This window comes from Photobacterium andalusiense (genome assembly GCF_900185625.1).
Classification (GTDB): Bacteria; Pseudomonadota; Gammaproteobacteria; order Enterobacterales; family Vibrionaceae; genus Photobacterium; species Photobacterium aquimaris.
Map to the genome: position 1 here is coordinate 678,166 of NZ_FYAJ01000001.1, position 19,078 is coordinate 697,243.

Here is a 19,078-nt window from a genome sequence, read left to right on the forward strand (position 1 = left end):
TTGTTATGTATCAATTAGAAGTGCTTTCTTATCAAGATTTACAGCAAGCGATTTGTTTACCAGATGAAGTGCAACAAGCTTTTATTTCAGGGCAAAGCATCATTGAACAGTGCGTGAAGTATTCTGTTTTACAGTGGGAAGAACATTGTACTGAATGTGCCATGCCTGCGTGTTATAAAACCTGTGAGCTTTATCAACCTCGGCGAGATGGTCATTGTCGGCGGTTTATTAATGGCATTGTTCCCTTGCATATTTCACAGCGTTCATTACCCGTTGTACAAGTGGATTTTAAGCAATGGGGCGCATTAATGTCGACTTCTTATATCGGTGTTATAGCACCAGAGCAAGCGAAGAATATTGATAACAAAGCCGCAATAGTCGAGTCAGTAGCTCAACGTGGGCAATGGTTAGATGGATTATCAATTGCAGGGCGGCGGGGCATTGTGGCGCGAATGGCTACTCGCTATAAAAATTATCTGAGTCAAACAATCAATCCTAGTCCATATTTTGATGCGTTTATGATTGAGGTATATTGCCCACAAGCAATCGATTTGAGTATCGTAATTCGAGCAACCACAGGTAAATTGAATCAAACCCCATTTCAATATCGATTACAACAACCAGCGGGGTATCACCAAATACAGATCCCGTTTATTGATATCGCTCCTCATATTGATTTTCAAACAATGCACTTTATTAATCTTATTCCTAACCGTGATGAAAACGATCAAGCGACAGCACTGACGATGGTATTTGGATTTATTGGGTTTATTCAGCAGTTACCTCAGCTTGATGACCATAATCACTTACCAACAACAGCTACAAATAATAGCGTTAAAGTCTTGGTGTGGGATTTAGATAATACATTGTGGAATGGCATATTAGTTGAAGATGGAGAAGCTGGGGTTGAATTACGATCAGGAGTGGTAGAGGTAATAAAAACCTTAGATGATCGTGGTATTGTAAATTCAATAGCCAGTAAAAATGATCATCATCGAGTGTGGGCACATCTTACCGCTTTAGGCATTGCAGAGTATTTTATTTTCCCTGAAATTCACTGGCAGCCAAAAAGCCAATCAATTCAACGAATAGCTGAAAACTTTAATGTTGCCATCGACACTATTGCCTTTATTGATGATTCGGCTTTTGAAAGAAACGAAGTTAACGCAATCCATCCTCAAGTGCGTATATTTAAAGACAATGACTACCTTAAATTAACCCATTTAGTTGCATTTAATCCTCAAACATCAGCAGAATCAGGATTAAGACGTTCTTTCTATGTCGCCCAACAGCAACGAACAACACATAGCCGTGGTTTTGATGGTCAATATATTGATTTTATTAAAGCATCTCGTATTGAATTGTCGGTTGGTGTGGCGCAACTTTCAAATATTGATCGTGTACATGAATTAGTACAACGCACAAATCAAATGAATTTTTCAGCAACACGCTATGATCGCAACAGGTTAATTGAATTGATTAACGATCCTTTGGTTGCGACATTGTTTTTAACGGCAAAAGATAAATTTGGTGATTATGGTACGGTCGGTGTTTGTATTATAGATATTCAGCAACAGCGCGTAATTGATTTGATGTTCAGTTGTCGTATTCAATCAAAACGGGTTGAGCATGCATTTTTGGAATGGCTATTAGATAGCGCTTACCTATCTGGATGGAAGTGTTTACAAGTAGTATATAAACCGACTGCCAAAAATAGCCAATCAGCCGTTGTCTTTTGTGATTTAGAATTTAAACAAATCAGTCACAATCAAGAGATGACAATTTATAGTAAATCAACAACAGCCAAGCATAACGGTGAAGGTTTAATCGCCATTGATGCGCCTAATATTCTCTTTGCTAAGAGCTAATATTTTAGTTTTATGTTATTGAAAAATTAGTAGTATCGCTTTTTTTTACTTTTAATTATTATGATAGTAAAGGTAATCATTGAGACTAGGGAATGGCAACATTATTTTTTAAATGTTTATTGGGTGCAGCTGCAGTACTATTGATTGCATTGCTATCGAAAAGTAAGAGCTTTTATATTGCAGGGTTAGTGCCTTTGTTTCCAACATTTGCATTAATTGCTCATTATATTGTTGGTTCAGAGCGTAGTATGGAAGATCTTCGCATGACGGCCTTGTTTGGATTGTGTTCGTTAGTGCCGTATGCAGGGTATTTAGTCGCGGTGTATATATTAAGTTATTACCATAATTTAACGGCAACGCTATCGTTAGCAACCGTGGTATGGTTAGGTTGTGCTGGATTATTGTTAGTAGGCTGGACGCGTTGGAGCCCATTATTGGTTGCTAATTCGCTGTAATAATGACGATCGCCATCTTAATGTGTTGCACTAAGATGGCGATGCTATATTAATTACACAGATTTAGGCTTGCGTGTGCCGCGAGGAATACCAGTATCACGATCAGTGATTGGCTTACGGTTTTTTGGCTTCTTAGGCTTTGGTTTATCAGCGCTTGGTGAATTGCTACGTGGCTTATCATTGCGACGTGGCTTACCATCAGGACTATTATTGCTTTCAGGCTTTTGATATTTAGGCTTGAAGTTTAAAATAGAAATTGGCACTTCTTTGGTTGGTACAAAGCCTTCAATTTCTTTACGAACGATTAAGTGACCTAATAGGCGCTCAATCATGCATAAGTTTTTAAAGTTATCGCGTGATACAAATGAAATCGCTTCACCTTTAGAGCCAGCACGACCTGTACGACCGATACGGTGAACATATTCTTCAGGTGGGAAAGGTAAATCATAGTTAACAACGCGGGTTAACTCATCAATATCTAAACCACGCGCAGCAACACCAGTCGCGATTAAGTATTTAACTTTACCTGCTTTAAAATCTTCTAATACTTGCGCACGAGAGCCTTGGCTACGGCCACTGTGAATAGCTTCAGCAGCAATACCACGTTTTTCAAGCTGGCTTACTAACTTAGCTGCACCGTGTTTGGTTTCAATGAAGATTAACGCTTGATCCCATTGTTGCTCATTAATTAAATGGCTCAATAGAGAAGACTTCATGTCTTTATCAACCGTGATCAAGCACTGATCAATTTTAGGCTGTGATGCTTCATCTTTAGCAACACTGATCTCTACTGGGTTGCGTACCGCAGTTTTTGCCAATAAACGTACTTGTGCCGATAACGTTGCAGAGAACAACATGTTTTGGCGATCAAGCGGTAAACGCTCAATAATCTTATTAATATCTTCAATAAAGCCCATATCTAACATACGGTCAGCTTCATCTAATACTAAAATTTCAATCGCATCAAAGTGGATAGCACGTTTAGTGTACATATCCAATAAACGGCCAGGGGTTGCTACTAAAATATCAACACCTTCAATAAGGCGACGTTTTTGTGGTTCATAATCAACACCACCATACATTGCCATTGAGGTTAAATTAGTATGTTTACTGTATTGAACAATATTTGCTTCAACCTGAACTGCAAGCTCACGTGTTGGCGCTAGAATCAATGCACGTACACGCTTAGCACGTACTTGCTGACCATCATCAAGCATTTGTAGAATGGGAAGTACAAAACTTGCCGTTTTACCAGTACCTGTTTGCGCAGCAGCAAGCAGATTTTTGCCGGTTAGTGCCACCGGAATGGCTTTTTCTTGAATCGGCGTAGGAGTGGTGTAACCCATATCGGTTACTGCTTTAACGATAGCGTCGCTTAATCCAAGCTTAGAGAAAGGCATGTAGAATCTCAGATAAATAAATCAAATAACGGCTTCCCCTAGTGTCAGGGTAATAGCCGACGAACAATAACGCGGATTATAGCACGGGCGACATTAGGTCATGATATTATTTCGTATTAAGCCACGACGAACATTTTTACACAGTTTGCCAAACTGTCGAATTTCATCAAATTGTGGAATAACCCCACGTTCAATTGCATGCTCCCAATAACTGACTTCGGTATCAACTAATTCTAATAATTTTTTAGGACAGCCAATGCATTTGTTATCAGGACCACAAACAAAGGTCTCAGGATCATAAAGTGGAAACGCCTGCTTAACATCATTTAGAAGCAGACGCATCGCTGTTTGACGATCAGGTTTCTTATTCATGCTATCAACAGTCTTTGTGCAAAAGTAGTATTCTAATAAAGCATGATAAAAATAACCACGTTTATCTTTTTGCACCAATAACATTCTATTTATATCATTGAATTAGAACATTTTTCGTTTTAATCCACTCATTGATAGTAAGCGTGTTGATATTTCTTCTACCGATAATGATGAAGTGTTTAAATAGGGAATAGCTTCGCGGCGAAACATAGCTTCGACTTGCTGTAATTCATTCAGGCATTGCTCTGAACTGGCGTAATCACTATCGGCAAAACGCTCATTTCTGATCGCCACTAATCGTTCAATATCTATTGTAAGACCAAAGGTTTTAAACCGATAAGGTTCAATGGCTTTAGGCAGCTTTAAGGCTGACATATCATCGGCAATAAAAGGGTAATTGACAGCCCGTAATCCAAATTGCATTGCAAGGTATAAGCTGGTGGGCGTTTTTCCGCAACGAGACACCCCTAATAAAATGATATCTGCTTGCTCTAGATGATTGAGCGACACACCATCATCATGGGCAAGGGTATATTCAATTGCTGCAATACGATCATGATAACTAGAAGAATCTTTATTTATGCTGCGTGAACGCTGTAATTTTGGCTCAGCTTTCATGACTAAATCGCGTTCTAACGGCTCAACTAATACCTTCAGCACATCATAAAAAAGCGCATTAGCTTGATCTATAATCTGCTTTATTTCCGGCACAACAATAGAATAAAACACTAAAGGTTGAATGCCATACTTCTCACTCGATTGATCTATAAGATTTTTTACTTGTTTTGCTCGTTCAATTGACTCCACAAAAGGCAAAGTTGTTTGTTGGATTTGCAGTGAAAATTGACCGAGAACTGCGTGACCAAGGGTTTCAGATGTTATGGCTGTCCCATCTGAAATGTAAAATACGTCACGAAAATTGGTTTTATTTTGCATTTTATATTGAATCCTTCAAAAAAAGTTGCAATTGTGATGTCTCACAGGAATAGCGAAAAGATAACTTAACACAAGAGAGTATATCTTTAACACTGTTTAGCAATCGATTGCTAGTGTCGCTCGTTTTAGCAAATGATCAAGGAGAACTACCGTGCAGCAGAATGTTATTTGGTACAGTGATCTATCAATGAATGATGTTGATAGAGTTGGTGGAAAAAATGCTTCCCTGGGTGAGATGGTAGCAAATTTGTCCAATGCCGGGGTTAAAGTCCCTAATGGTTATGCGACAACCTCCTATGCCTTTAATCAATTTTTACAAGCTGATGGGCTTAGCCAGCGTATTTATGCTTTGCTTGATAAGTTGAATGTTGATGATGTTAATGCATTAAAACAAGCGGGTGAGACTATTCGTAATTGGGTATTGGAAAATCCATTACCAGCCGCATTAGAAGCTGATATTCGTCGTTGCTATCAAGAACTTGGTGAAGGCGATGAAATGCTATCTGTTGCTGTGCGTTCATCAGCAACAGCCGAAGATCTTCCTGATGCTTCATTTGCAGGACAACAAGAAACATTCCTTAATGTTCGTGGTATTGATGCCGTTATTGAAGCGACTAAACATGTGTTTGCTTCATTGTTTAATGATCGCGCAATCTCATACCGTGTTCACCAAGGTTTTGATCATGAAGGCGTGGCGCTATCTGCGGGTATTCAACGTATGGTACGTTCTGATAAAGCGGCATCGGGTGTTATGTTTACCCTTGATACTGAATCAGGTTTTGATCAAGTCGTTTTCATAACATCCTCATGGGGATTGGGCGAAATGGTGGTGCAGGGAGCTGTAAACCCTGATGAGTTTTATGTTCATAAACCAACTTTAAACGCGGGTTATCCAGCCGTTGTTCGGCGTACTATTGGCTCAAAGTTAATTAAAATGGTGTATGCCGACGGTAAAGATCTTGGTACTCAAGTTGAAATTACCGATACCACTGCTGCAGAACAAAGACAGTTCTCATTAACTGATGCTGAGATCATGGAGTTGGCTAAACAGGCACTGATTATTGAACAGCACTATGGTCGTCCGATGGACATTGAATGGGCTAAAGATGGTAATACTGGCGAGTTATTGATTGTTCAAGCGCGTCCTGAAACTGTACGCTCACGTGATGATCAACAAGTGATGGAGCGTTTTCATCTTAATGATCAAGGCAAAACCGTGGTTGAAGGGCGTGCTATTGGGCAACGTATTGGCAGTGGACCGGTGCGGATTGTGTCTGATTTATCGCAGATGGATCAAGTTCAGCAAGGTGATGTGCTGGTGGCTGATATGACCGATCCTGATTGGGAGCCGGTGATGAAAAAAGCCGCTGCAATCGTGACTAATCGTGGTGGGCGTACTTGTCATGCGGCAATTATTGCTCGTGAATTAGGTATTCCAGCAGTGGTCGGTTGTGGTGATGCAATGTCATTACTTCAAGATGGACAAAACGTAACTGTATCTTGTGCTCAAGGTGAAACGGGTTATGTGTATGATGGCATTCTTGAATTTGAAGTACGTCGCTCTGAAGTTGAGCAATTGCCAACATTACCGTTAAAAGTGATGATGAATGTCGGTAATCCTGATCGTGCGTTTGATTTTGCTTGTATTCCTAACGAAGGCGTTGGTCTGGCACGATTAGAATTTATCATTAATAAGATGATAGGTATTCACCCGAAAGCATTGCTAAATTACGACCAGCAAACTGCTGAAATAAAAGCGGAAATTGATCAAAGAATTATCGGTTATGCAAATCCAGTTGAATTTTATATTGAAAAATTAACGGAAGGTATTTCAACGTTAGCGGCTGCATTTTGGCCTCAACGAGTGATAGTACGGATGTCGGATTTTAAATCAAACGAATACCGTAACCTTGTTGGTGGTATTAACTATGAACCAACAGAAGAAAACCCGATGTTAGGTTTCCGTGGAGCATCACGTTATATAGCACCGCATTTTCAAGATTGTTTTGCTCTTGAATGTGAAGCGATAAAACGGGTTCGTAGCAAGATGGGACTTAAAAACGTAGAAATTATGATCCCGTTTGTGCGTACCGTCAGTGAAGCGGCATCTGTGATTGATTTATTAGCTAAATTTGAACTGCGTCGCGGTGATAATGGCCTCAAAGTCATGATGATGTGTGAGTTACCTTCAAATGCTATTTTAGCGGAAGAATTCCTTAAATATTTTGATGGTTTTTCAATTGGTTCTAACGATATGACCCAGCTAACATTGGGCTTAGATCGTGATTCTGGTGATATTGCACATCTATTTGACGAACGTAATGAAGCCGTCAAAGCAATGTTATCGTTAGCGATTAAAGCCGCTAACAAAGCTGGTAAATACGTTGGTATTTGTGGTCAAGGACCTTCTGATCATGAAGATTTTGCGCGTTGGCTAATGGATCAAGGTATTGATTCAGTATCATTAAATCCTGATACCGTATTAGAAACATGGACATTTTTAGGTAAGCCCCATTAAATGATTGCCTAACATAATCCGCTAAAACAATATTAAGCCTGACTTTATGTCGGGCTTTTTTGAAGTTCTTTGCTACGCTTAATAAATACTGTTATGAAACTGATGGTATTACGTTTTTCGTATTAGCAAGGAAGCCATTATGAGTAAATATAGAATAACAATATTAAGTTTTATATTTCTATTTTTCAGTGGGTTAGATTCAGTCTATGCGAATGAACGTCAGCATGAATGGGTTATAGAAGGGAGTGAATTACAACAAAAAATTACCGAAAATCAGGCTATGATTATTTTTGATGCTCGCAGTCAAGAGCAATACCTACAAGGGCATATCAATACGGCAATTAGTTTTCCAACCGCATTAACCTATGTTGAAATTAACAATGCTTATTATGTGAAAAATATAAATAAAATAGCTCCGTTATTACAACAAAAGGGAGTGACAACGTCACAAAAAATCATTATTTATGATCAAGGTGATCTTAAAAATGCAGCCCGTTTATTTTGGGTATTAGAGCTATATGGTATTAAAAATATTGCTATCCTTAACGGTGGTATTAATGCTTGGTCTGAGCAATATCCACTAACGAAGAAACCGACAATCCCTCAACCATCTCAATATTTCCCTGTTTTAAATTCATCCGTGTATGCCAGTACAACCGTTGCCAAAGTGGCAGCCTATAGTGAGTTATATCAACTTTATGATAGCCGTACCTTAGCTGAATTTATAGGAGATCGTTCAGCAACAGAAAAATTTGGTCATATACCAACGGCAAAGAATATTCAAAATAGTGTATTTTTTAATACAACAATTACAGGGACGAATTTATTAAAAACACCAAAGCAGCTAGACGCTATTTTTGCAACCTTGGATAAAAACCGTAAAAGTGTGACTTATTGTAATAAAGGCTTAGCCTCGACGCTGACGTATTTTTTAATGAAGCAAGCTGGATTTAAAGTGTCTCACTACGATGGCTCATGGTTAGAGTGGTCGGAGAAAGGATTACCCATAGAGAAGTAGATCGAAAGGGGTACTTTATGAAACAGACACCTGAAAACTTCAGTATTAAGCAGCCATTAATAATTCAAAAAGGCTTGTTTAATAAAATCACATTAATGATGGGGGGAGTATTAATATGTGTCATGCTAACGGCATTAACCCTCAGTTATTACAGTAATACCCAACGATTAGTTAAAAATGTTAACGTAATGATGAATGCATTAGCTCCAGTATTTATTGATACAATAGTCTTTCAAGATACCGAGTCATCACTAGAATTTAATCGATTAATTAGTCAGTATAAAGAAATACGCTCTCTGTCTGTTTATGATTTTGATAATCAACTGCTTCATTATTATCATTCTGATAATGCTCAAGATGTATCATTACGACCGTTTTTATATGTTTCTGGGCTATCTTGGTATAAGCAGGATTATTTACTTAGTTACCCAGCTTATTTTAATGGCGATCCTATTTTTAAATATGTCGTTTATTATAGTTCCAGTCATATTTTAAAAACTATCGTGATGCAAATATTGATCTATGTTTTACCTTTTTTGTTTTTTATTGTATTTATTCTTTTTTATATGTACCACAAAGTAACGCAGCCGCTTAATTATCTTATTCGTGAATTAACTAGTATGGGCTCTGGAAGATTGGATATTTCAGGGCTAAAGCAAGATAATAGTGAAGTATCATTATTAGCAACTGAACTCACTAAAGTCGATAAATACATTTTTAATAACGAAACCAAGTTACAAGGGTTGAATCAGCAACTACAGTTACAAACGAATAAATTAAACGAAGCATTACGCATAAAAGGTAATTTTATGGCAAACATGAGCCATGAAATACGCACTCCAATGAATGGTGTTTTAGGTTTTGTCCAATGTTTAGAGGATAGAAATTTAGATAACCAATCAAAACAGCAAGTTAAATATATTAAGCAATCTGCCAAGGCATTGCTGATTATTATCGATGAAATATTAGATTATTCAAAATTAGAAGCGGGTAATGTTGAATTACGATTTAATCATTTTCATTTAGAAACCTTTATTCAAGGCTGCATTGTTCCTTTTGAACATAAGTTACGAGAAAAAAGTATTAAGTTAGAGACACATATTAATGCCAATATTTGCCCTTACTTTGATGCGGATGAGGGACGAATACGACAAATACTCACCAATTTATTAGGTAATGCAGTTAAGTTTACGCCGTATGGCACCATTGAATTACGAATTGAATTATTGGGTGATATTGAGAGTACAGCCACCACTGCACATGAACAATTAGGGTTACATCAACAGTTACGTTTTAGTGTTAAGGATTCAGGTATTGGTATTGCGCCTGAAAGTATTGAGTCTATTTTTGATTCTTATACTCAAGCGGATGGTTCAATCTCACGTCAATTTGGTGGAACTGGACTTGGCTTATCTATCTCCAATAGCTTATGCCAGTTAATGCTAACAACCTTAAATGTTGATAGTGAACTCGGTAAAGGCACCACATTTTGGTTTAATATTGATCTAAAATGTTGTGATCATCCACAAGTTGCCAGTTGTAGTGAAAATTGTAATCATGATTTAAGTGATTATTCAAACAAACGCATTTTAGTTGTTGAAGATAGCAAGGTTAATCAACAATTAATAAAGGCATTTTTAGCATCATTTGGGTTATTGAATATTAATATTGTCAGTGATGGTGCATTAGCGATTGAGTATATACATCATCATGGTGTAGATGTGGTATTGATGGATTGCCAAATGCCAAATATGGGTGGAATTGAAGCAACACAGCGGATCCGTCGAATGAATATTGTGCAGCCTTATATTATTGCGTTAACGGCCAATGTTCTTGAACAGGAAAAACAACATTGCCTTGTTGCTGGTATGGATGATTACATCTCAAAGCCAATAGATAAGAAGACCCTATCACGAACATTAGAACATGCTTTTTTACAGCTTGAGCCATTGCCCTTATTACAAAAAACCAGCAATAAGTGATCTACTTACTGCTGGCTTATTTGATAACGACTAATTACTAACGACTATGTATTTGTTAGCAACTTATAATTTATCCCAAGCATCTGCCCAGTATTGAGAGGTTGCAGGTGCATAAGAAGCACTCGCACACCAACTAGTGTAAGGCCAAGGCTTACATTGATAGATATTACCATCTGTTGCTAAAACTTGATCACCAGCAAGGTATGCCTTACCAACTTCATACGCAGGAACATCTGTTACTGGTGGCTCAACCGTGCCTTTTTCTTCTAATGTGAACTGTAAGCGGTGTTCTACATTGTCATTGTTTGATTGAGCGATCATACGTAATGAGTGTTTACCTGCAGCTACATTCTCAAGCACCATATGAATGGTTTTGCTGCTATCGATATTAGCAGTATATTGACCACCAGCAACAGGGTAGCCCATCGCATCAATAACATCGATCTGCACTGAGCTTGTTTTGTTAGCGCTGTAATTTAACGTTAATTTTGCAGTGCCGTTAGTGATAATGTAATTACCACTAACGCCTGTTAAGGTTGCGGTAAAATCAACATCCGGCTGCTCTGTGCCACCGCCGCAGTCAGTAGCACCGACTTCACGCCATACACCCCATTCACCGGTTGTTCCTGGTTCATCACCTTGTGTCCACCAACCTGCTTGCCAGTCTTTACCATTGTGACTAACTACATCACCTTCAACATAAGTTGCATCGGTTTTCCATGCTGGTGTGCATACGATAGAACCATCATTGACAACCACAACGCGCTTAACAGTGACAGTTTGGTTTGCACTGTCAGTAATGGTATAAACAAGCTCATATTGACCAGCTATAGCGGTATTTACTGTACCAGAGAGTGTAATATTAGCAGTTAAATCACCGTCTTCAGCATCTGCTGCTGAAACACCGGCTAGTGGATCAAAGCTTTCGCCGATTTTAATAACTGTATTTTCAACACCGGTGAAAGTTGGTAGGGCGCTAAACACAGTGACTTTACGCGGCGACACCGTTTCATTGTTATCAGAATCTGTTACTGAATAAGTCACAACATAGTCGCCAACACGCTGAGTATCAACGCTGCCTGTCACTGAGATTGAATGTGTTAAATTACCATCTTCTTTATCGTTAGCTGTTACACCAGCCATTGAGTCAAAGTGGGTTTTGTGCTGCACGCGAGCATCAGTAATACCAGCGAACGTTGGTTTGCCAGGTTGTACAACGGGTGGTGTTTGGCTATGAACAAACGGGCCATAGGTATTAATAAAGCTACTGTTATACGCTTGGCCTGCTGAGTTAGTACCGATATCCCAGTTAATTGACCATGTCATTACGCCACGCAGCGGCTGTGACTGTTTTTCAAGACGTGCAAAAGCATTAAAGAGATCTTGAGGATCTTTAATAAAACCTGTTGCTGCGGCATCGATATTGGTTGGAATACCAAACACTAATTTATCATGTGGGATCGTCGTAAAACCACGTGTACCGTTAATTAATGAATCTGCAATGTAATAAATGAACTCTTCTTTTAGTTCATCGTTATTTTGTGCAATCCAACCTGGGCCTTCAACATATACACCATCGCCACCTTGGTTATAAAATTGTGGGTTGATCCAGTCGTAGTAACCGTCTAGACCTGTGATATAAGGAATATATTTACCTGCAGCAGTTAAATATGGGAACTCAGGCGCCATGGTAATAAGGAAGTTCTTACCTTGTTCACGGTAGTGATCTTTTACAATACGTAGTGCCGCAGGAATAACCGTTTGGTTATCTTTAGCATCAATAGCTGCTTGTTCAAGGTCGATATCTAAGCCGTCAAAACCATAAAGGTCAGTTAAGCGAATAACTTCAGCGGCAAAAGCTTCTTCATCACCTTGTTGTAATTCAACGTGTGCGTCAGCACCACCAAGCGCTAGTATTACCGCACGGCCTTGATCGTTCAGTAGTTTAATTTGATCAATAAATTGTGATTCTGTTAAACCTGTTTCAGGGTCTAAATGAAATGTAGGAATGCGACCTTCAGCAACGTCGTATACTTTCATAAAAGAAACAGCGACAACATTATACATTGGGTTCGTTGCTTTTAAGCTCATTGCTGGCGCATTACCAGCCTTATAACCACGACCATCGGCCCAGTTATGCCAATAACCAACCACAACGCCGCCTTCTGGATTAACCATTTTTTCACTAGCATTAACGGTAAAACTCATTGAGGTTAACGCTAGAGCAATAGCGTTTAATGTTAGAAAAGTTGTTTTTTTATTCATTTTTTGCCCCTGAAAGTAGGATAATAGATGTAATTGTTGAGCAAATAAATGCTAGCATAGTTGTAGCAGGTTAGAGGTGCGATTTTTGTAACAAAAAACTTTAAAAACAAGTGGTTAAATCGTCAATTAATTGTCGGGTTGATGTGGTTTTTCGACTGAAATTTGTCGTTATTCAAACGTAATTGAACGGTGAGTTATTCTGGATAATATTTTGAGCAAAAATAATATATAAAGTAAGCGCAAATATAAAAGACACCACACTCAAAGGGGAGATAATAGCGAGATCAGTTATGACTGAATTATGAATACATATTAATAAAACGGTCTTTTTTATTATGCTTTTAGTATTGAGTTAAGTTTACTTATTAGATTAATTGTTATTATCAATTGTTGCTGAGGCCATTTTCTAGGTAAAATAGCATTATCAACAGAATATACGTTGGGATTATGATCCTGAGCGTTAATCTGATAAGTTACTGCAAAGTAACCTAAATACTAGATTAAGTAAGAGATAAAATGGCAGTTTTAGAAATTTTAACCGAACCAAATCCAAAACTACGTGTTCAAGCTGAAGAAGTAATAGATGTAAAAGCTGAACATATCCAAACGCTTATCGACGACATGCTACACACCATGTACGAAACGGGTAATGGTATTGGTTTAGCTGCTCCTCAAGTAGGCCGCAAAGAATCGATTATTGTTATCGACTTATCTGAAGAGCGTGATGAGCCACAGGTATTCGTTAACCCTAAGATCGTTCGTGGTGAAAACCCAGTGGTTGGTCAAGAAGGCTGTTTATCAGTGCCTGATTACTACGCAGATGTAGAACGTTTTGAAAAAATCGAATTAACTGCGCTTGATCGTGATGGTAATGACATTCACCTTGAGCGCGATGATTTCCTTGCTATCGCACTCCAGCATGAAATCGACCACCTAAAAGGTATTCTTTTCATTGATTACCTATCACCTCTTAAACGCCAAATGGCACTTAAGAAAGTGAAGAAATTCTTGAAGACGCAAGCGAAGTAATAAGCTAATCATCGTTATCGAAAGGCTGTTGAGAACTACTCAGCAGCCTTTTTTATTGGTAAATAATGACGGTTTATTTACTGTGGAAGGGAGCTTGAATACATGCTGCGTACTCAGTCACTTCTAATTTAGCCGAGTTTTGGTTACGTTGTAACGTTATGCTCTCACCGAGAATAAAGGGTTGGTTATATTTTCCATGGCCAAAGAAAGGGAAGTAATAAACCGGCTTATCGTATTGCGCTGCAAATTGTTGTAAAACCGTTTTATACATTATTCGCTCTTCATCGTTTGGATCCATCGAATAATATTGACCAAAAATAATCGCCTTAACATTACATTCTTTTAGAAATAGTAATTGTTGTAAATAACGATCTAACTGACGAAAAGTAACCCCAATATCTTCAAGTATTAAGATCTTACCTTCAAAATCGGGTTGATAGTGAGTACCAAATGTTGCCGCTACAAGGGTATGATTGCCACCGATTAATGTACCACTGACAGATGCAGTTTGTTGCGCTAATAAGTTAAGCGGTAAGACATTATTATACGTAATCCCCTCAGCTATCAGTGCTGCAATATCGGGTAATGGTTGTTGATTGGCTGAACTCATTTCTAAATGGTTATTGGCGTTAACGCCATGAATTGAACGCCACCCAAGATCATTATTTAAAAAGCTATGTATCGCAGTAACATCACTGAAGCCAACAATTATTTTTTCAGGTATCGCTAATAGTTGTTGCTTATAACGATGTAAATAAGGCAACAAGTTTAATGCACCGCCACCACCACGATAGAACCATAACACCTCAACTGTAGGATCGAGCAAGGCTTGAATCAGGTTATTAGCGCGCGCTTGATCAGTATCAACGTAGCCAAGATCAGACACGGTTTGTTGTAAGTATTGGCAGCTGACTTGATAACCATGCTGCGCCAAAATAGCAGTAACCTGAGGTACTTGTGTTGGATCAAATTGGGTTGAGCAAGCAATCAGAGCGATATTTTTATATGCAATATTGGCAGTTGGGTTGTTCATCAATAACTCTCATCATAAAATAAATAATCATCAAGCAATGCGAAGGTTAGTCAGCAGGATAAATTGCCCCTAGCTGAGCTAAACGACTTGCTCCTGTCACTTCGGGTAAATTACCTGATTGATGATGCATAGTACGGTATGCGAGCCATGCAAATGCCATTGCTTCCATATTATCAATATCGACGCCACGATCTGCGGTTGTCATTACTTGCCAACTTGGCAGTAATTCTGATAGTCGTTGCATTAAAATCGGGTTGTGCGCACCACCACCACAGACTAATAATTCATTAGGTGTAATGGCAGGGGTTAGGCCGGTTTTTATAACCTCATTAGCGATAGTTTGGGCGCTATATTCAGTCAATGTTGCTTGAATATCACAAGCAGAAAGTTGTAGTTCTACGATGGCTGGCTCAGTTAAATATTGCTCTAGCCACGGCAGGTTAAATAACTCGCGACCAGTGCTTTTCGGTGCTGGTTGGGCTAAGTAAGGTTCTGATAACAGACGCGTTAAGAGCGCTGTGCTAACATTACCCAAACGGGCCCAGTTACCATTATCATCATAGCTTTTATGTTGGTGAAGGTTGATCCACGCATCCATCAACATATTACCAGGGCCAGTATCAAACCCTGTTACTGCTTTATTGGGCTCTAATACAGTGATATTGGCAATGCCACCAATATTTAAAATAACGCGAGTACATTGATTTGAACTAAACAGCTGCTGGTGGAAAGCGGGAACCAACGGTGCACCTTGGCCACCAAATGCCATATCTTTACGACGAAAATCAGCAACAGTAGTAATGCCTGTTTTGGCGGCAATTATATTGGCGTCACCAATCTGCATCGTAAATGCATATTCAGTGTGTGGAGAGTGAAATACTGTTTGACCATGGCTGCCAATCGCAGTGATATCAGCAGCTTTAGTCTTGGTTTTTTCAAGTAATGCTAATACAGCATCAGCAAAGAGATGACCTAAACGGTGATCAAGTTCACCTAATGTTTGCAAATTAGTCGGTTGGCCTAAACAGATATCTAATAGTGATTGTTTTAGATTGTTACCCATAGCAAAGGGATGCGAGCTAAGTAACTGAATATTATTGTTGTCAATTTCTACCAGAACAGCATCAACGCCATCCATGCTGGTGCCTGACATTAAGCCAATATATTTTTCCATCGCGATTCCCACTGTATTTCAATTTAACGAGTATGTTTATAAGCCCGTTAAAGCCGTTAATTATACTGATTGAAGTATAAGGTATGCAGTCACTTTAATCAGAAGTGACTGAGAAATAAAGCGTAGATGGAATCTTTAGCGATAGCAATTAATGCATAACAGCACGAGAAGCAGCGAGGCTTTGTGTACCTTGCTGTTGAACAACGCTGTTCATTTTATTGGCAAACTCAGCTAATTCATGACTAACTGCCGAGCTAGCAATGATAGCGTCATCAAGATCGAAGATTTCAATCATATGACCGGTTGTACCGTCATCATAAGTACCAGACACAAAATGAATTGCCGTATCGGTTAGAATTGAGCGGCCATACGCAGTCTCGACTAAACGCATCCAGTGGATTAATTCATCATGATTTTCTATGATTTTTGAGTGCATGAACACTGATCCTTTTATCATTTGGAGGCATACATTGAGAGGACCAATTGTCCTTTATTTTGTGATGACCTTTTATGCGGTAAGTCTATCAGTAGTGTTCAAATGATAACTTTAGTCTCACGACAAAAATGACGCCCTAAAAAAAGTAAAAGTGACAAAAACGCACATTTTCTCAGTTAATCAATGATTTGCGAGTTAAAATTTGCTGTTACATAGTCAATAAACGCTCTTAGTCGAGCTGGCATAAACTTGGTTGGTGCATATTGAAGTGCGATATCACCGTGATAATTACCGCGTATTGTCCATGTCGGTAATACGCGAATAACACTGCCTTGTTGCAATGCATCTTTAATTACGAAATCAGGGAAAATGCCAATACCTAAATTATCTTTGACGCCATTTAATCGCATTTGAGAGTGATTAACCGCATAACGGCCACTGACTGTTACACGGTGACGTGTTTGCTGTTGCTCAAATTCCCAGATATTGTCAGTACTGGTTTCCCCTAAATACAAACAATCATGGTCAACAAGATCTAATGGTGTTGATGGCATCCCGCGTAGCGCAAGGTAATCTGGGCTGGCACATAGCATAAGATCGACTTTGCCGATTTGTTTTAATACCAAATCTTCGCTGGGTTTTTCCGTCAATCGAAACACCACATCAATCCCTTCTTTTAGAATATCAATTTCGCCATCTCGGGCTTTAAGTTTTAATTGAATATCAGGGTATTGGGTTAAAAATGGGGTGACTAAAGGTTGTAATACAATTGATAAAAATGCTTTAGGGGCGGCAACGGTTATCATTCCAGCTGGAACAATAGGCTCTGAATGTGATATTTCAATTGCCTTTTTGGCGGCATCAAACATGGTTGTGCACTGGGTGTAAATACGTTTGCCTGATTCACTGATCATCAATTTACGGGTAGTGCGCTCTAATAGTTTTACTGACAGCGCCGTTTCTAACCGAGAGATTTGCTTACTCAGCGCAGAAGGAGTGACATTGAGTTTCTTCGCTGCTGCGGTATAACTGCCTTCATCAACCACCACGATAAATACGGCTAAATCTGGCATTAGTGCGATAAGTTTATTAGTTTCCATTGATTTGTGCCTGAGGTTCAATAATCATTTTCCATGGTATGGGATAATACTGTGGTTAAGTTTGAATTAGAATGCTGAAAAGTAACCAATCTAGTGCTAGTTCAAAGAGTTGATAAAAAACACCAAATAGTTGACGATTTTCAAATAAAAAAGGTGTAAAAGGAATGCTATTAAGCTAGATATCGATATTTAATACTGTAACGGTAGTATGTTATCGGTCTGGAAGAATAGTTTTTAGATTTTATTAGCGATTGAGCTCTATTTACCATCCAATAAATCTGTGAGGAACACATGTCTTCTGCATTCTATAAGCAAATTAATCAGCAAATTGAAGATGTTAAAGCTGAGGGATTATACAAATCTGAGCGTATTATCACATCTGCTCAAAAAGCGGCAGTGTCGATTCAGTCTGGTGAAGAAGTATTGAACTTCTGTGCCAATAACTACTTGGGTTTAGCTAACCATCCAGAATTGATTGCAGCAGCGAAAGCGGGCATGGATCAACATGGCTTTGGTATGGCATCGGTTCGCTTTATTTGTGGTACACAAGATGCGCACAAAGAACTAGAGCAAAAATTATCTGCATTCTTAGGAATGGAAGACACTATTCTTTACACCTCATGTTTTGATGCTAACACCGGTCTATTTGAAACGATTTTAGGTGCGGAAGATGCGATCATCTCTGATGCGCTTAACCACGCATCTATTATTGATGGTGTACGCCTATGTAAAGCGATGCGCTTCCGTTACTCAAATAACAACATGGAAGAGCTAGAGCAACAACTTATCGCCGCAAAAGAAGCAGGTGCACGTCATACATTGATCGTAACTGATGGTGTATTCTCAATGGACGGTGTGGTTGCAAACTTGCCTGCTATTTGTGATTTAGCTGATAAATATGATGCACTTGTAATGGTTGATGACTCACATGCTGTTGGCTTTATGGGCGCAAATGGTCGTGGTACTCATGAGCACCATAATGTGATGGATCGCATTGACATCATTACAGGCACACTAGGTAAAGCAATGGGTGGCGCATCAGGCGGTTATACGTCTGGTAAGAAAGAAGTGATCGATTGGTTACGTCAGCGTTCACGTCCATACTTATTCTCAAACTCAGTAGCACCTGCAATTGTTGCTGCATCAAATCGCGTAATTGATCTGCTAGCTGAAAGCGGAGATTTGCGTGATAACCTATGGCTAAACGCTGCGCATTTCCGTACTCGTATGACAGCTGCGGGCTTTACCATGGCTGGTGCTGATCACGCGATCATTCCAATTATGTTAGGTGATGCAAAAGTAGCAGCAGAATTTGCTGAGCGCGCATTAGCTAAAGGTATTTATGTTGTCGGTTTCTCATTCCCTGTAGTACCGAACGGCAAAGCACGTATTCGTACTCAAATGTCAGCAGCACACACTCGCGAGCAACTTGATAAAGCGATTGATGTGTTTATTGAAGTGGGTAAAGAGATGGCTATTATCTAATTTGTTT

The 19,078-nt window shown here is 39.0% G+C and carries 15 protein-coding genes; 7 read left to right on the forward strand and 8 right to left on the reverse strand.

The genetic code is table 11. The features are described 5' to 3' along the window. Positions 1 to 5: 5 nt before the first annotated feature. Positions 6 to 1,868 (forward strand): HAD-IIIC family phosphatase, encoded by a 1,863-nt coding sequence (locus PAND9192_RS03095; protein WP_087852485.1) that lies wholly within the window; start codon positions 6 to 8, stop codon positions 1,866 to 1,868. Between the two features lie 92 nt (positions 1,869 to 1,960). Then, the gene (locus PAND9192_RS03100) at positions 1,961 to 2,323 is read left to right on the forward strand and encodes a GlpM family protein (RefSeq protein WP_087852486.1); all 363 of its coding nucleotides are present in this window, start codon (positions 1,961 to 1,963) and stop codon (positions 2,321 to 2,323) included. 53 nt (positions 2,324 to 2,376) lie between these two features. Here the strand turns inward: PAND9192_RS03100 and PAND9192_RS03105 are convergent, their stop codons facing one another. From PAND9192_RS03105 to ppsR, 3 genes are all read right to left on the reverse strand, one after another. Further along, positions 2,377 to 3,723 carry a DEAD/DEAH box helicase gene (locus PAND9192_RS03105; RefSeq protein WP_087852487.1) on the reverse strand — a complete coding sequence of 449 codons (1,347 nt, stop codon included), beginning with the start codon at positions 3,721 to 3,723 and terminating at the stop codon, positions 2,377 to 2,379. A gap of 93 nt (positions 3,724 to 3,816) precedes the next feature. Continuing rightward, entirely contained in the window at positions 3,817 to 4,095 is a 279-nt protein-coding gene (locus tag PAND9192_RS03110) for a hypothetical protein (RefSeq protein ID WP_087852892.1), read from the reverse strand. A gap of 102 nt (positions 4,096 to 4,197) precedes the next feature. Next, entirely contained in the window at positions 4,198 to 5,031 is an 834-nt protein-coding gene (ppsR, locus tag PAND9192_RS03115; RefSeq protein WP_087852488.1) for a posphoenolpyruvate synthetase regulatory kinase/phosphorylase PpsR, read from the reverse strand. Between the two features lie 151 nt (positions 5,032 to 5,182). Between ppsR and ppsA the strand changes: the two genes are divergently transcribed. From ppsA to PAND9192_RS03130, 3 genes are all read left to right on the forward strand, one after another. Continuing rightward, positions 5,183 to 7,549 (forward strand): phosphoenolpyruvate synthase, encoded by a 2,367-nt coding sequence (ppsA, locus tag PAND9192_RS03120; RefSeq protein WP_087852489.1) that lies wholly within the window; start codon positions 5,183 to 5,185, stop codon positions 7,547 to 7,549. A gap of 139 nt (positions 7,550 to 7,688) precedes the next feature. Beyond that, positions 7,689 to 8,567, forward strand: a complete 879-nt coding sequence (locus PAND9192_RS03125) for a sulfurtransferase (protein ID WP_087852490.1) — start codon at positions 7,689 to 7,691, stop codon at positions 8,565 to 8,567. 17 nt (positions 8,568 to 8,584) lie between these two features. Then, complete coding sequence (locus tag PAND9192_RS03130; RefSeq protein WP_087852491.1) at positions 8,585 to 10,549, forward strand: response regulator; 1,965 nt, start codon at positions 8,585 to 8,587, stop codon at positions 10,547 to 10,549. A 63-nt stretch (positions 10,550 to 10,612) separates the two neighbouring features. On the opposite strand, the gene PAND9192_RS03135 is transcribed toward PAND9192_RS03130, so the two are convergent. After that, on the reverse strand, positions 10,613 to 12,814 hold the full coding sequence (locus PAND9192_RS03135; protein ID WP_087852492.1) for an immunoglobulin-like domain-containing protein: 2,202 nt from the start codon (positions 12,812 to 12,814) through the stop codon (positions 10,613 to 10,615). A gap of 516 nt (positions 12,815 to 13,330) precedes the next feature. Here PAND9192_RS03135 and def point away from each other — a divergent pair. Then, the gene (gene def, locus PAND9192_RS03140; RefSeq protein ID WP_087852493.1) at positions 13,331 to 13,843 is read left to right on the forward strand and encodes a peptide deformylase; all 513 of its coding nucleotides are present in this window, start codon (positions 13,331 to 13,333) and stop codon (positions 13,841 to 13,843) included. A 73-nt stretch (positions 13,844 to 13,916) separates the two neighbouring features. On the opposite strand, the gene PAND9192_RS03145 is transcribed toward def, so the two are convergent. From PAND9192_RS03145 to PAND9192_RS03160, 4 genes are all read right to left on the reverse strand, one after another. After that, on the reverse strand, positions 13,917 to 14,876 hold the full coding sequence (locus tag PAND9192_RS03145) for an LD-carboxypeptidase (RefSeq protein ID WP_087852494.1): 960 nt from the start codon (positions 14,874 to 14,876) through the stop codon (positions 13,917 to 13,919). Between the two features lie 46 nt (positions 14,877 to 14,922). Further along, on the reverse strand, positions 14,923 to 16,050 hold the full coding sequence (locus PAND9192_RS03150) for an anhydro-N-acetylmuramic acid kinase (RefSeq protein WP_087852495.1): 1,128 nt from the start codon (positions 16,048 to 16,050) through the stop codon (positions 14,923 to 14,925). A gap of 148 nt (positions 16,051 to 16,198) precedes the next feature. Continuing rightward, positions 16,199 to 16,486 carry a hypothetical protein gene (locus tag PAND9192_RS03155; protein ID WP_087819654.1) on the reverse strand — a complete coding sequence of 96 codons (288 nt, stop codon included), beginning with the start codon at positions 16,484 to 16,486 and terminating at the stop codon, positions 16,199 to 16,201. A gap of 176 nt (positions 16,487 to 16,662) precedes the next feature. Next, positions 16,663 to 17,586 (reverse strand): LysR family transcriptional regulator, encoded by a 924-nt coding sequence (locus PAND9192_RS03160; protein WP_087852496.1) that lies wholly within the window; start codon positions 17,584 to 17,586, stop codon positions 16,663 to 16,665. Between the two features lie 291 nt (positions 17,587 to 17,877). On the opposite strand from PAND9192_RS03160, the gene PAND9192_RS03165 reads away from it, so the two are divergent. Further along, entirely contained in the window at positions 17,878 to 19,071 is a 1,194-nt protein-coding gene (locus tag PAND9192_RS03165; RefSeq protein ID WP_087852497.1) for a glycine C-acetyltransferase, read from the forward strand. Positions 19,072 to 19,078: the final 7 nt, after the last annotated feature.